The following is a 13,757-nucleotide window of genomic DNA, read 5'->3' on the forward strand; positions in this document are numbered from 1 at the left end:
AAAGTTTTAATTCTATAGTTTTTTATTATTTTTAATTTTATTACTGTTGTGACGTACTTTATAAATTATGTGTCACAAACTATTCTTTGCTATTTAATGCTTTATTGATGGTTTCTTGAATAAGAGGACCACAGCATTTACCCAAAGGATTCTTAATTTCGCACTTTCCATTTTTCATTGCCCCTGTAAGTCTAATAATATCTTTAATATTCTTTGCACCATCATCTAAAACAGCATTTATAATTTGTTGCTCTGTAACTTGGTTGCAATAGCATATATATTTGGGATTTGCATTCTTTTTAAACCATATAGGAACTTTTACTTCTTCCTTATAAAAAACTCTTTCATTGTTTAAGTTATAATACACGACATCACAATCTTCATTCATACATAAATAGTAAGTTTCTTCATCTACAACCTTTCCCCTAAGGTTTTCTGATACCATATGCTTTACAGTTATATTCTTAACCTTTTCTCCTATTTCGTAACATTTGGGGCAATTTTCTTTTTCTTTCACTGTACCAGTGGTTTTTTGTATTGACTCTCAGCAAGATTGATTTATCTTATTTTCTTGACTCACTTTATTTCCTCCTGTCTAAATAAATATTATTTCTATAGTTAATCAGGATATCTAATACCTCTTTCAATGTATCTATAATATATTCTCCCTGTCGGTATCTCCTTTTCTCTACTATAACTCGAACTTGGTCCTTAGATTCAACCACATCTATTATTCTTTTAGGATATTGAACCCATTTCCCTATCTCCTGATATTCTTGATTCATAATAATAAATGTTGGTGTAATAACTTTTTCATTAGGCATAAACTTACTGTAACTATCTGTATCTATTACTTTAAGTTTTATATTTTCATTATTTTTTTCTAACCAATGAACTACAGGAATATTAATTATAGAATCAATACACCAGTTTTCTCCAATCGCAAGTATATTAAATTTGCTTGTTATACTACTAACCTTTTCTAAATATCTCTCTAAATTTAAATAATTTCTTATCGCATTATTAGCATAATTCTTATATCTATCCTGAGCAGTATCGTAAAATTGTTGAAAAGTAACTCCAGAGTTAAATATTTGCTTGTATTTCAAATTGTCACTTCCTCCTAAAAAAGTAAGTTACTCCATATAATTTACTTACTATTTATCTAATTAAATTATACCCTTTTTTTCTACTAATATATTCAACATGAACATAATTATACTGATGCGTAACTAACTATTACCTTAAATATGATTGTATTAGATAATTATCAACTATTCAAGAGCTAATGTCCTTACCTCTCATGCACTGCTCACAGCAATTAGATCCTAATTACTCTAAGCAATGCACGAAATATATTTAGTTAAAGTTCCTGAAACCGTTGATTTATTAACACAAACTGCACCCATCACTATTATGACACGTTCCCCACATGTCGGATCGTATACTTTGTTAATGCTTGTTTTGCCGTCCATTACAAGCTTTGCCAAAAGCTTTGACACTGTTTGTGGAGTGAAGAATTCTCCTCCTGATTTTCCTGCATTACTTGCATAGTTGGATATCAAATATTCGTATGCGTCACCAAATGCATCGATGTCGTTGTTTTCAAATTTGCCGAAATTGATTTTGTCAATTCCTGTTAATATGTCGCATAGTCTTTTGTTTTTCTCTGCAACTGTTGCTCCTAGTTTGTTGCTTGTTGTATCAATGTCTTCGAATAATCCTTTGATGTCGTCTTCTGAGGGATATCCTATCGCACTTGCTTCTATTGATTTGAAAATATTTGCCAAATCTGTGTTCAAATTTTCATTGGTGCGTGCAGTTTTTACGACATTTTGAAATAATTGGCTTGGTAGTATGAAAAACCCTGTTTCTTCTACTGTATCTAGTCTGAAATCTGTTTCTGATTCTTCATCTGTGATTTATGTTAATTTTTCATTATGTTTTTTTAAATTTTATGTAATATTTCATTTTAATTATATCATATAATTAATTGACTATATTGTGTTTTATCTTTATTTTCTTGCAATAAAAAACCAACACATTTTTAAAAATGCGTTGGCTTTTGTTTTATTTATTCTCTTCTTTTTGTTTTTCTCCAGTGTACAATTTATTGCACAAGAATGGTGAAACAAACGATGAAATTATTACGCCGAATGTTACAATGGCTGCTGCTCTTGGTGCATAGACTGTTAATGAGGGATCATTTGCTGCCATTATCATTGGAATACTTGCGGACAATCCTGCAATTGTGGACAATCCACCCGCGGATACTCCATCTCTTTTCAAAACTTTTCTTTCGACAAATAGCATTGGCAAGAATATCAAAATGTAATAAACTACTGCCATTATTACTCCTGAAAATCCTGCTTTGACTGCTTCAAATAAATCGATGCTATTACCAACAGACCAACCTAGAGCAAAAATCATGAATGGCATTCCTGTTGAGATAAATTTTCCCAAATCTTTGTCTATATTTCCTATTGCCACTCCTAAAACCAATGGAATTACCAATGAAACTATTGACATGTAATCCACACTTGTCGGTTGAGAAAGTCCGAAAATAAGCATTGCTATGGCTGGAGTTGCAAAAAGCGATATGAATCCGAACGCTGACATGTCAACTTCGTCTCCACAGTCTTCCATTATTGCCAAGAACAACGAAGGATTTAGTGATGTTAATGTACAAATAAATCCTATTAAACTAATTCCTAAAACTCCTTGCATACCAAAAAATTTGAAAAACAAAATTGCAAATAAAGCTGTAACTGCTGTTCTTACTAAAATTAATAGCCCGTAGATTTTAACCACACTTTTGATACTACTCAATTTGACTGTACAGCCAGATATAAATATTGTAGCTCCTAAAATGAACCCCAAACTCGATGGGCCAAAGAACGATTCAGTTACTCCACCGATTTTGAATAAGTCTGGGAAAAATGTATGGATTAATGCCGATATCATCATCGGCACTAATAACGTTCCTCCAGGAATTTTTTTCATTAATTTCATAATAAAATCTCCCTTTTATTTTTCGTTCAAATACTTCAAAGCCACAGCTCCCATAGCTTTTGCTGCGATAATCATAGAATCTTCGTTGATTGTGAATTTTGGATGGTGATGTGGATATGCTTTGCCATCTGGTTTTGCACCAATATAGAAGAAACTTGCTGGAATTTTTTGTGAATAATATGAAAAGTCTTCTGATTGTGCTTGTGGACCGCAATCTTCAACTCCAATAACTTCTGGAATGTTTGCTTCTTTTATAGCATCAACCACAAGTTGTGTCATTTCATCGTCATTCATCAAAACAGGATAATCATTTTTGTAATCCAATTCGATTTCGCAACTATACGCCTTTGCCAATCCTTCGCAAATATTTCTAACTTCTTGTTCAATAAGACCTCTTGCATCATCAGACATGCATCTAACGTCTCCTTCAAGAGTTACTGAGTCTTTAATTATATTAAATTGACCTTTACCATCAAATGAACCAATAGTTACAACGCCTGGAGTCATTGGGTTTAGTCTTCTTGAAACAATAGTTTGCAAACTCATAACCAAATTACTAGCAATAACGATAGCATCATTTGCTTCGTGAGGTGCAGCGCCGTGTCCACCGGTTCCTTTTACTGTCGCAACGAATTTCGCACGAGCTTGTTGTGTAGGACCCTTGTGGTAATAAACTTTTCCAAAATCCAATTGACTCATGACGTGACATCCAAATATATTATCAACGCCATCCAAAACGCCATCTTTAATCATAAAACTTGATCCTCCTGGTGGCATTTCTTCTGCTGGTTGGTGAATGATTACAATTTTACCAGAAAAATCATCCTTCATTTCCACTAAACAATCAGCCAAAGTCATCATATATGCAGTGTGTGCATCGTGACCACAAGCATGCATTACGCCCTTGTTTTTAGAAGCATAGTCAAGTCCAGTATCTTCTGTAATTGGAAGTGCATCAAAATCTGCCCTCAAAGCTACAGTCTTTCCTGGCTTACCAGAGTCAATCGTAACCTTTATTCCATATCCACCGATATTTTTTTCAACCTTTACATCATTGTTATTTTCATAGTGCTTGTAAATATATTCACTAGTTTCCTTTTCTTCATAAGAAAGTTCAGGATGTTCGTGAAGGCATCTTCTGTCATTAAACATATCATCTTTCTTTGAATCAATCAAAGAAAATAATTTATCATAATTCATATAAAATTCCCCTTTCTTAGTTCTATTTATACCCTATTTTTATAAAAAGTTATCCATTTTTAAAATGAAATAAGAAAAAAGCCAAGCATTCTGAGCTGAACCCCAAAATCCGGAATACGGATGGAGGGGTTTTTGTATGCCAAAATACACAAAAGAATTTAAAATTAAACTAGTGAAGGAATACTTATCAGGTAATTCGGGTGGTCGAGAAATGGTAGCTAAAAAATATGATATTCCAGATGGAACTTTGAGAAATTGGATAAATAAATATAATTCAGGAGGCTTTGATAACTTATCTAAAAAGTTAAAAAACAATAATTACACTAGTGAATTTAAGCTATCTGTAATACAATATAGGCAAATCAATAATACTTCGCTTAGAGAGACTGCAGAGCATTTCAATCTTGTAAATGTATCTATGGTATACAGATGGGAAAAAGCTTATCAAGAACGTGGTCTATCTGGGCTTGAAGATAACAGAGGAAGGCCTAGAAAAAATATGACTAAATCAAATAAAAAGTCTAAACTAAACACTCCAATAAACGAAAGTGAAAGGGAAGAATTAATAAGACTAAGAGAAGAAAATAGACTTCTCAAAATGAAGATAATATACGAAAAAAAGCTACAAGCCTTGCTACTGGAAGAGGAAGCAGAAGCAAGGAAAAGACAAAGATAATCCTCAAACTACAAAAAGAATATCCAAAAAGCAAGGTAAGTGAATGGATAGAAATAGCTAAGTTACCTAAATCATCCTACTATGAATGGAAGATAAAATTAGAAAATCCAACAGACAAAGACAAAGAAGTTAAAAATGAAATTAAAACCATAGTAGATGAATCAAAAGGTAGATATGGCTACAGAAGAGTAACTATGGTATTAAAAAATAAAGGCTTTAATATCAACCATAAAAGAGTATTAAGAATAATGAGAGAAGAATCCTTGCTATGTACTAAATTCAAAACTAGATCAAGAAAATATTCATCATACAAAGGACAAATAGGAAAAGTAGCAGATAATGTAGTAAGAAGACAATTTAGCGCTACTAAACCAAATCAATTATGGTTAACAGATGTAACAGAATTTAGATTGAGAGGCAAAGAAGAAAAACTCTATCTATCACCAATACTAGACCTATACAACAGCGAAATAATTAGCTATACATTAAGCAATCATCCAACAACTAAATTAACCAATACAATGTTAGAAAAAGCAATAAATAAAACAAAAGATATAAGTAAACTAATAATACACTCAGACCAAGGATTTCATTATCAACATAGTACTTGGACAAATAAGTTAGAAAAATTGAAAATTACACAAAGCATGTCAAGAAAAGGAAATTGTCTAGACAATTCTCCAATGGAGAACTTCTTTGGAATATTGAAACAAGAAATGTATTATGGTGTGGAATTTAAAAGTTATGATGAATTAGTTAATGAGATCGAAAGATATATTAAATGGTACAATGAGGATAGAATTAAAACAAAATTAAACGGAATGTCCCCTGTCATGTACAGATTACATTCCGCTTAAAATATTATTAAATTATTCCGTGTTTACGGGTTCAGGTCATTCCTGCTTGACCTCTCCTTGTTCAAAAAAATTTATTATATAACACTACCATGTTTTTAATTTCTTATTAAAAATATACGCGCAAATTGAGCAAATCACAAAAAGTAATGGTGCAATTCTCACAAATCCCCATTCGAAACTTTGCAATATGAATTTCATCACCATTGTGTTTGAGTCTGTCGTGTCCCATTGCAAATAGCTGCTTTTCATAAAAAACAAAGCTAAGAACACTACCACAATTAAAGCATCGAGTGCGATAAATATATTTCTGTAAATTTTAATTTTCTTTTGTTTGTTTTCGAAAAATTGTAGATTAATTTCTTCTAGTTTTTCAGATATTTTATCTAATTCTGTTTGTTGTGTTTCTTCTACATTTTCACCTAATAATACGCTGACAGATGTGTGTAATATTTCCGATAACTTTATCAAAGAATCAGAATCGGGAACGGACAATCCTCTCTCCCATTTCGATACTGTTTGTCTGACAACGTGCATTTCATTTGCTAATTGTTCTTGTGACAATCCATTTGATTTTCTAAGTGATTTGATATTTTCATTCAACATTTTTATCCCTTCTTTCTATGCCACAATAATACATTAATTCATACTGTTGCCACAAGAAACTAAAATTAACATCGAAAAATCCCATCATTTACAGCGTTAATAGTTACACACTAGCATATCTCTAATTGCATCCTCGTCATCGTTATCGTAAATTTGGGTAAATGTATTTCCATAGGCATTTATTTTTATTTTCAGTTCATCATTGTTCTTTTCAATATTTATCTTATCAATTTCATCAAACTTCACAAGTTTTAATATCGTAGTTGAATTCATCGTGATATTGATTCCTTTTTCAGAAATTCCCTGATAGAAAACTGATGAATAAATTGATAGAATTGCAAATATCCCAGTTATATAACCTAGTAATGAGTTATCAAATTTGTAGCACATAATTAAAACTACAAGTGCAAACGCACTTATGATTAGTATGAATTTGTTTTGAATTTTGACTTTTATTTTGTTTTTCTGTTTGCATTTGAAATTATATAAAAAATTTATCGCAAACGCTAAAATGACAAGTAGTTTCATTGTCTCCCCCAATATGTTCTCTAAATCAATTTATTAAAATATGTATTCTGATATCAATGAAAAATAATTATTTACTTTTAAATATTATATCATATATATTCACCGCGATTATTTTAATGAGTTTATTTGATCCCTAGTATGACACTTTTCCCACGTAAAAAAGGACAAGCCTAGGCTTATCCTTTAATCAATAATTCTTCTTTTCCAAACGTCCGATATACCCCAAACCATTCAAAATACTAGATCCTATTGTTTTAATATCACTAAATCCACCTAATTATAGGACTTTTTCAAATTTTTAGTCCCGTTCCAGTCCCAGTACCGGATATTTTGTTTACTTTTAAGATAAAAACATTCTATTAAATTTTTAGAAAATCTTATCTTCCTTATGGAATCCTTAAATTTGTATTTTATACTAAATTTATAAAATGAAGAGGAGGTTCATTTATGGACAAATTTATATTAGAAACAAAAAATCTTACTAAAACATTTGGAAAACAAAAAGCAGTAGATGATATTTCTTTAAAAATAAAAGAGAATTCTATCTATGGCTTGCTAGGACCTAATGGGGCTGGTAAATCGACTACATTGAAGATGATTACTGGAATGATTCATAAAACATCTGGTCAAATCTTTTTTGAAGGTCATGAGTGGAGTCGTGAGGATTTATCGGATATTGGTGCCTTGATAGAGATGCCTGCCTTGTATGAGAACTTATCAGCTAGGGAAAATTTAAAGGTAAGGACACTCCTACTAGGATTACCAGATTCTAGGATTGATGAAGTTTTGGAAATAGTTAGTTTAAAAGATACTGGCAAAAAGAAAAGTGGTCAATTTTCTTTAGGGATGAAACAAAGACTAGGTATCGCCATTGCCTTATTAAATAATCCTAAGCTTTTGATTTTAGATGAGCCAACAAACGGACTTGATCCTCTAGGAATTCAGGAATTGCGTGATTTAATAAGATCTTTCCCAGAAAAAGGAATAACCGTTATTTTGTCTAGCCATATTTTAGCAGAAGTTGAACAAACTGCTGATCATATTGGGATTATTAATAATGGAAAATTGCAATATCAAAACATTATTAATCATGATGACAACTTAGAAGAACTTTTTATGAATGTTATAAAAAATGGAATGGGGATGTAAAAAATGATAAATTATATTCTTGCAGAAAATTTAAAACATAAGCATAGTTTCTTGAAGAAATTATTAGTAATTATGCCAATAACTTTAATCTTATTGTCATTATTTCTTATGCCAAGTTATTTCACTACTAATTCCTATAACTGGTGGTACGTCATAATAATGCCTGCAACTTTTGCCTTAATCCCAGCAATGATGGATAGAAAAGAAAGTAGAAAATTAAACTACAGAGCAGTTTTCCCTCTAAATATTAATCTCAAAAAGTTATGGGTTTCAAAAATAATTACAGCATTTATTTATATGAGTATTGCTGCTATAATTCATATGCTAGGAGTGTATATTTTTCAATTTTTAATTGGAGGGCAATTAACACCAAACTATGGATTTTCCACATTGATATTTGCAAGTCTCTTACTAATAATTACCAACATTTGGCAAGTCCCTCTATGCTTTTTCTTAGCAAAAAAATTTGGCTTTATAGCAAGTATTACAATAAATGCAGTATTAGGTCTAGCCTTAGGAATTTTGATATCAGATAGTTCTTTTTGGATTTATTGTCCATATTCTTGGGGAATTAGATTAATGATTCCTGTTATGCATATTCTACCAAGTGGTGTTTTAATAGAATCATCAAATCCAATGATATCAAACACATCGTTACTTATTCCTTGTATTTTATCTATATGTCTATTTATATTACTGACAATTATAAGTGCAAAATGGTTTTCAAATCAAGAGGTAAAATAATGATAAAGATAATAAAATCCGAAATATATAAAATCAAAGGCACATGGATTCCTTGGATTCACACAGTTTTACCTATAGCCTATTCTTTATTATTTTATGCGGTATCAAAAACCACTGAACTAAAAAATTTTGAAGAAAGTGATATAGTACAAACTTATTTTGTACTTTTAGGAGCGGTAATCCCAATAATATTAAGTTTTATAAGTTCAAAAGTTGTTGATATGGAAATAGGTGCTGGGAAATTTCAAGTGCTCTTATCTACTACAAGATCTAGAACTAAGGCTTATCTAGGAAAACTCCTTGTATTAGAATTGGGATTTGTTGTTTCGATATCTTTAGCTATTATAATTTTTGCAATATTAACAGGATATCAAAATATCTTAGATTGGCTTATTGAATTTTTCTTAATTCTTATTAGCAGCCTTTCTCTATACATGATTCATCTTTGGGTATCAATTGAATTAAGTAGTGGTGCATCTATAGGATTAGGTTTTCTAGAAACAATGATTGCTTTACTTTCAATGACTGTCATTGGTGATAGTATTTGGTATTTTATTCCTTGTACGTGGTCATCTAGACTTCCAGCTATGTATATTACTATGAGCAAAGTTTCGGATCCTTCCTATTTTTATAAAGAGTTGAGAATTTGGAGTTTTGTAGCCTTGTTTATTATCTTAATCCTATTTATTTCCTCAATTATTTGGTTTAATAAGTGGGATGGGAAATCTGTCAGTGAATAAAAGTTTTTAATTTAAAATTAGGAGGTAATAAAATGTCTTTAATTCTTGCAGTTGATGACGAGCTAGATATGCTTGATCTAATAAAAAACATTTTGAAAAAGAACAACCATCAAGTCGATGTATATCAAAATCCTTTAGACGTTGATAATAGTAAGCTTAGTAAATATGATTTGATACTACTTGATGTTATGATGCCAGGTATTGACGGAATTAGTTTCTGTAAGGATATTCGAGCTAAAGTAGACTGCCCTATTCTTTTTTTAACGGCAAAAACTATGGAAGAAGATATAGTTGAAGGCTTATTAATTGGAGGAGATGATTACATCACAAAACCATTCGGTGCAGCAGAACTCCTAGCTCGTATAGAGGCACATTTAAGACGAGAAAAAAGAGAACGACACACTAGCTTAAATCTCGGCGAGATTCGTTTTGATTTATCTTCCAATGAAGTCTTTGTAGGAGATAAAAAAGTTCATTTGACAAAATCTGAGTATCAAATTTCAGAATTACTAGCAAAAAGAAAAGGACAAGTATTTTCAAGAGAGCAAATATATGAGCTTATCTTTGGATTTGATGGTATAGGAGATGCATCTGCAATATCAGAACATATAAAAAATATTAGGTCAAAATTTCAAAAATATGGTAAAAATCCAATTGAAACAGTATGGGGGATCGGATATAAATGGAATTAAAAACAAAAGGTCAATCTCTTAAAAATATACTTTTTAAATATTTGTTAAGTATTGGACTAGGGCTAGTACTCTCCGTCGGACTAATCCTAGCTTTTATATCTGCTTCTTATAAGTTTGAGTGGATATTTCCAGCAAATTATACTGAGAATTTAATTCTTGAAAAAAGGACAGATATTGCCACTTCAAAAAATTTCGATAAATCATTGCTACCAAATAATACATCTTATCTATTTTTATCAAAAGACGAAAAAGTTGTAGAAACAAATATGAGTAAGAATATCCAAGATATAGCCTTTAGCTATCATAAGGGATCTGGTTATTATTCTAATGCCAATTTATCTTTTATGGAAATACAAAGATCAGATGGATATGTACTAGTTGCTTATAACCTAAAACCTTATTATAAAAGTACTTGGATGCAAAAAAATCTACCACAAATAAATATTTTATTGCTAATTTTACTGATAATATTTTGCCTTATTAGTATTGTAACCACCACATTAATTTGGGCAAAGAAAATATCAAAAGAATTAAATCCTTTGCTAGAAGCTTCAGAAGAAATCGGTAAACAAAACTTAGACTTCCAAGTTAAAAAGTCAAATATCCAGGAATTTAATGCCATATTAGATAGTTTAGAAAAAATGAAAATAGGATTAAGTGAATCTTTAAGGACAAACTGGAGAGAGGAAGAGAAAAAAAGAAATCAGATTTCAGCATTAAGCCATGATATAAAGACTCCTCTTTCAATTATTAAGGGAAATTCAGAGTTATTGGGAGAAACAAATCTAACAGAAGATCAGGAAAGCTATCTCAATTATATTGGAGAAAACACAAACCGTATTGGTAAATATATTGAAACCTTAATGCTTGTTAATAAATCTAACCAAGTAAATGAATTAAATTTTATTGAAATTAGAGCAAAAGAATTTGTAGAAAACATTGAAAAACTATCTAAAGAATTCACATCAACTTATAAGTTAAATCTTTTAGAAGATATTAACTATGAGAATGGTGTTTTAATAGTAGATTTAAAAAATTTTGAACGAGCCTTTCTTAATATTCTTAGTAATGCTGAGGAACACAGTCCTAAAAACTCAACTATTAAATTAATTATATGCTCCAAAGCTGATAAGCTTAAAATATCAATAGTAGACCAAGGGCATGGATTTACAGGTGAAGACCTATTATATGCAACTGATCAATTCTACCAAGGAGACAAAAGTAGGCATTCAAAAGAAAACTATGGTATTGGTTTATTTGTTTCTGAACAAATTATTAAGATGCATGGAGGAAGTATTGTATTAGAAAATAGGACTGATAAAATAGGTGCAAAAGTCAGCATATTATTACCTGTCAAGAATACTCTTATATAGGGTATTCTTTTTTCTTGCATTCAGAAATTATATAAGATTTATCTCTAAATATTTAAAAAAATATAAAGAGCGTAATCGGTTTTTCACTCTTGGTTATATAATCTATTGCCAAATTTAGAGTTAATTTTATTGGATGAATTTTTGTAATTGCCATACTAATTACTTTAACTTTCTTTTGATCTATTAAGCAGTAGAGAATGGATCTGCCATATTTCTCTTGACAATTTTTCTATTTTTTCTCTCATATAATCAATATCTTTCTTGTAAATAACACCAGTTGTATTAGTGGCTTTTGCAATCTGGTTTATGTTATTTGTTGCATTTGAAATTAACCATTGTAGATCTCTAAATAAATTAATCCTCATAATATGTACGAAAAAAGACCGCAGTTTTAAACTACGGTCTAATTTTTTGTCCAAATGTAAACCAATTGGAACTATTATTTAGTTTATTTTTTATATGAACCTTATTCGATTAATTTTTTAACATTCTGGTATTTATTCCAACTCTACAACTAAACAACAATTTTTGAAGAAAAATGGATGAAATAGGCGAAGTGCAGGAAGTACCGTAATGAGGCGTACAATAAGTACGCCGCAGTGAGGTGCTTTCGAAACAAGTCTAGTTCGCCATTTTTATCAAAATTTATTCCCACTCAATTGTTGCTGGTGGTTTGCTTGTAATGTCGTAGACTATTCTATTAATGTGGTCTACTTCGTTGATTATTCTCACTGAAGTTTTGTCTAATACTTCGTATGGAATTCTTGCCCAATCGGCTGTCATGAAGTCTGTTGTTGTTACGGCTCTTAGTGCCAATGTGTAGTCGTAAGTTCTGAAATCTCCCATTACTCCTACTGTTCTGTTGTTAGTGATTACTGCGAAGTATTGGTTGATGTCTTTGTCGATTCCAGCTTTTGCGACTTCGTCTCTGAAGATGAAGTCTGCTTCACGCAACACTTCTAATTTTTCTTCAGTGATTTCACCCATAACTCTGATTCCGAGTCCTGGTCCTGGGAATGGTTGACGATATACCAAATATTCAGGCATTTCTAGTTCTAATCCCAATCTTCTTACTTCGTCTTTGAATAAATCGCGAAGTGGTTCGATCAAATCTTTGAAATCAACTACATCAGGAAGTCCACCAACGTTGTGGTGAGATTTGATAACTGATGCATCGCCTTGTCCAGATTCTATTACATCTGGATAGATTGTTCCTTGAGCTAAGAAATCAACAGATCCGATTTTTTTAGCTTCATCTTCGAATACTCTGATGAATTCTTCTCCGATGATTTTTCTTTTTTGTTCTGGATCTGATATTCCTTTTAATTTATCTAAGAATCTGTCTTTTGCATCTACTCTTACGAAGTTCAATTCGTCGTTTTTGAATGCAGCTTCTACTTCGTCGCCTTCATTTTTTCTCATCAAACCATGGTCAACGAACACACATGTCAAGTTTTTGCCGATTGCTCTGGATAAAAGTGATGCGCAAACTGAGCTGTCTACACCACCTGATAGTGCCAACAAAACTTTTTTGTCGCCAACAGTTTTTCTGATTTTTTGGATTTGTTCTTCCAAGAAGTTTTCCATTGTCCAATCTCCGTCTGCTTTACAGATTTCGTAAAGGAAGTTTTTGATTAATGTCTTACCTTCAACTGTGTGGTTAACTTCTGGGTGATATTGCACTGCGAAAATCTTCTTGTCCTCATTTGCAATTGCTGCAACTGGGCAAGAATCAGTCGTTTGGATAATGTCAAATCCTTCTGGTTTTTGTGATACGAAATCAGTGTGGCTCATCCACACGATGCTTTCGTCGCTCATTCCTTTTAAAATAGTACTTTGATTTGAGATTTTGGCGTTTGTTTTGCCAAATTCACGATTTTTTGCTTTTTCAACAACTCCACCAAAATCTTTGGAGATAAGTTGCATTCCGTAACACATTCCCAAAACAGGAATATTTAATTCAAAAATTTCTTTGTCGATTTGTGGAGAATTTTCTTCGTAAACGCTGTTTGGTCCACCTGTGAAGATTATCCCGATTGGTTGTTTTTCTTTAATAACATCCAAAGCTTTCTTGTAAGGAACAACTTCGCAGTACACGTTCAAATCTCTGACACGACGAGCGATTAGTTGATTATATTGTCCTCCAAAATCTACTACAATAACTAATTGATGTTTCATTTCTA

Annotated in this window: 15 protein-coding genes and 1 pseudogene; 7 read left to right on the forward strand and 9 right to left on the reverse strand. The window is 31.4% G+C overall.

What is annotated here, in order from left to right; translation table 11 throughout:
- Positions 1–79 precede the first annotated feature (79 nt).
- The 5 genes from HMPREF0391_RS03845 to HMPREF0391_RS03865 form a co-directional block, all read right to left on the reverse strand.
- A complete protein-coding gene (locus HMPREF0391_RS03845) occupies positions 80–538 on the reverse strand; it encodes a Csac_0668 family 2Fe-2S cluster-binding (seleno)protein (RefSeq protein WP_035109274.1) in 459 nt (152 codons plus the stop codon).
- 43 nt (positions 539–581) lie between these two features.
- Positions 582–1,109, reverse strand: a complete 528-nt coding sequence (locus HMPREF0391_RS03850; RefSeq protein WP_002835577.1) for a thioredoxin family protein — start codon at positions 1,107–1,109, stop codon at positions 582–584.
- A gap of 228 nt (positions 1,110–1,337) precedes the next feature.
- Positions 1,338–1,802: an N-6 DNA methylase gene (locus HMPREF0391_RS03855; protein WP_002835578.1), complete on the reverse strand. Its 465-nt coding sequence runs from the start codon at positions 1,800–1,802 to the stop codon at positions 1,338–1,340.
- 268 nt (positions 1,803–2,070) lie between these two features.
- Positions 2,071–3,012, reverse strand: a complete 942-nt coding sequence (locus tag HMPREF0391_RS03860) for a 2-keto-3-deoxygluconate permease (protein WP_002835579.1) — start codon at positions 3,010–3,012, stop codon at positions 2,071–2,073.
- A 15-nt stretch (positions 3,013–3,027) separates the two neighbouring features.
- Positions 3,028–4,212, reverse strand: a complete 1,185-nt coding sequence (locus HMPREF0391_RS03865) for an amidohydrolase (RefSeq protein ID WP_002835580.1) — start codon at positions 4,210–4,212, stop codon at positions 3,028–3,030.
- A gap of 136 nt (positions 4,213–4,348) precedes the next feature.
- Here HMPREF0391_RS03865 and HMPREF0391_RS03870 point away from each other — a divergent pair, with 136 nt between their 5' ends.
- Both HMPREF0391_RS03870 and HMPREF0391_RS03875 read left to right on the forward strand, forming a co-directional pair.
- Entirely contained in the window at positions 4,349–4,888 is a 540-nt protein-coding gene (locus tag HMPREF0391_RS03870) for a helix-turn-helix domain-containing protein (protein ID WP_002835581.1), read from the forward strand.
- Entirely contained in the window at positions 4,822–5,745 is a 924-nt protein-coding gene (locus tag HMPREF0391_RS03875) for an IS3 family transposase (RefSeq protein WP_149972081.1), read from the forward strand. The genes HMPREF0391_RS03870 and HMPREF0391_RS03875 overlap by 67 nt, the downstream gene beginning before the upstream one ends.
- Before the next feature lie 84 nt (positions 5,746–5,829).
- Here the strand turns inward: HMPREF0391_RS03875 and HMPREF0391_RS03880 are convergent, their stop codons facing one another.
- The gene (locus HMPREF0391_RS03880; protein WP_002835583.1) at positions 5,830–6,348 is read right to left on the reverse strand and encodes a helix-turn-helix domain-containing protein; all 519 of its coding nucleotides are present in this window, start codon (positions 6,346–6,348) and stop codon (positions 5,830–5,832) included.
- Between the two features lie 96 nt (positions 6,349–6,444).
- Positions 6,445–6,876: a hypothetical protein gene (locus HMPREF0391_RS03885; protein WP_002835585.1), complete on the reverse strand. Its 432-nt coding sequence runs from the start codon at positions 6,874–6,876 to the stop codon at positions 6,445–6,447.
- 447 nt (positions 6,877–7,323) lie between these two features.
- Here HMPREF0391_RS03885 and HMPREF0391_RS03890 point away from each other — a divergent pair, with 447 nt between their 5' ends.
- The 5 genes from HMPREF0391_RS03890 to HMPREF0391_RS03910 are packed head-to-tail and all read left to right on the forward strand — an operon-like array spanning position 7,324 to position 11,574.
- Positions 7,324–8,025 carry a lantibiotic protection ABC transporter ATP-binding protein gene (locus HMPREF0391_RS03890; protein WP_002835586.1) on the forward strand — a complete coding sequence of 234 codons (702 nt, stop codon included), beginning with the start codon at positions 7,324–7,326 and terminating at the stop codon, positions 8,023–8,025.
- Between the two features lie 3 nt (positions 8,026–8,028).
- Positions 8,029–8,769 carry a lantibiotic immunity ABC transporter MutE/EpiE family permease subunit gene (locus HMPREF0391_RS03895; protein ID WP_002835587.1) on the forward strand — a complete coding sequence of 247 codons (741 nt, stop codon included), beginning with the start codon at positions 8,029–8,031 and terminating at the stop codon, positions 8,767–8,769.
- Entirely contained in the window at positions 8,769–9,509 is a 741-nt protein-coding gene (locus HMPREF0391_RS03900; RefSeq protein WP_035109277.1) for a lantibiotic immunity ABC transporter MutG family permease subunit, read from the forward strand. Before HMPREF0391_RS03895 ends, HMPREF0391_RS03900 begins: the two co-directional genes overlap by 1 nt.
- 32 nt (positions 9,510–9,541) lie before the next feature.
- Positions 9,542–10,201, forward strand: coding sequence for a response regulator transcription factor (locus tag HMPREF0391_RS03905; RefSeq protein ID WP_002835589.1), 660 nt, complete (start codon positions 9,542–9,544; stop codon positions 10,199–10,201).
- On the forward strand, positions 10,192–11,574 hold the full coding sequence (locus HMPREF0391_RS03910) for a sensor histidine kinase (protein ID WP_002835590.1): 1,383 nt from the start codon (positions 10,192–10,194) through the stop codon (positions 11,572–11,574). The genes HMPREF0391_RS03905 and HMPREF0391_RS03910 overlap by 10 nt, the downstream gene beginning before the upstream one ends.
- 164 nt (positions 11,575–11,738) lie before the next feature.
- Here HMPREF0391_RS03910 and mobC read toward each other — a convergent pair.
- Together mobC and guaA are read right to left on the reverse strand one after the other, a co-directional pair.
- A pseudogene (gene mobC / locus HMPREF0391_RS03915) lies at positions 11,739–11,924 on the reverse strand (plasmid mobilization relaxosome protein MobC); the annotation flags it as partial.
- A 295-nt stretch (positions 11,925–12,219) separates the two neighbouring features.
- A complete protein-coding gene (gene guaA, locus HMPREF0391_RS03920) occupies positions 12,220–13,752 on the reverse strand; it encodes a glutamine-hydrolyzing GMP synthase (protein WP_002835592.1) in 1,533 nt (510 codons plus the stop codon).
- Positions 13,753–13,757 lie beyond the last annotated feature (5 nt).

Origin of the sequence: Finegoldia magna ATCC 53516 (assembly GCF_000159695.1) — a bacterium.
GTDB classification, from domain to species: Bacteria; Bacillota; Clostridia; order Tissierellales; family Peptoniphilaceae; genus Finegoldia; species Finegoldia magna_F.

Coding starts and splice junctions, on each gene's coding strand:
- HMPREF0391_RS03860 (WP_002835579.1), bottom strand. CDS start 3,012: ATGAAATTAATGAAAAAAATTCCTGGAGGAACGTTATTAGTGCCGATG.
- HMPREF0391_RS03865 (WP_002835580.1), bottom strand. CDS start 4,212: ATGAATTATGATAAATTATTTTCTTTGATTGATTCAAAGAAAGATGAT.
- HMPREF0391_RS03870 (WP_002835581.1), top strand. CDS start 4,349: ATGCCAAAATACACAAAAGAATTTAAAATTAAACTAGTGAAGGAATAC.
- HMPREF0391_RS03880 (WP_002835583.1), bottom strand. CDS start 6,348: ATGTTGAATGAAAATATCAAATCACTTAGAAAATCAAATGGATTGTCA.
- HMPREF0391_RS03885 (WP_002835585.1), bottom strand. CDS start 6,876: ATGAAACTACTTGTCATTTTAGCGTTTGCGATAAATTTTTTATATAAT.
- HMPREF0391_RS03890 (WP_002835586.1), top strand. CDS start 7,324: ATGGACAAATTTATATTAGAAACAAAAAATCTTACTAAAACATTTGGA.
- HMPREF0391_RS03895 (WP_002835587.1), top strand. CDS start 8,029: ATGATAAATTATATTCTTGCAGAAAATTTAAAACATAAGCATAGTTTC.
- HMPREF0391_RS03900 (WP_035109277.1), top strand. CDS start 8,769: ATGATAAAGATAATAAAATCCGAAATATATAAAATCAAAGGCACATGG.
- HMPREF0391_RS03905 (WP_002835589.1), top strand. CDS start 9,542: ATGTCTTTAATTCTTGCAGTTGATGACGAGCTAGATATGCTTGATCTA.
- HMPREF0391_RS03910 (WP_002835590.1), top strand. CDS start 10,192: ATGGAATTAAAAACAAAAGGTCAATCTCTTAAAAATATACTTTTTAAA.
- guaA (WP_002835592.1), bottom strand. CDS start 13,752: ATGAAACATCAATTAGTTATTGTAGTAGATTTTGGAGGACAATATAAT.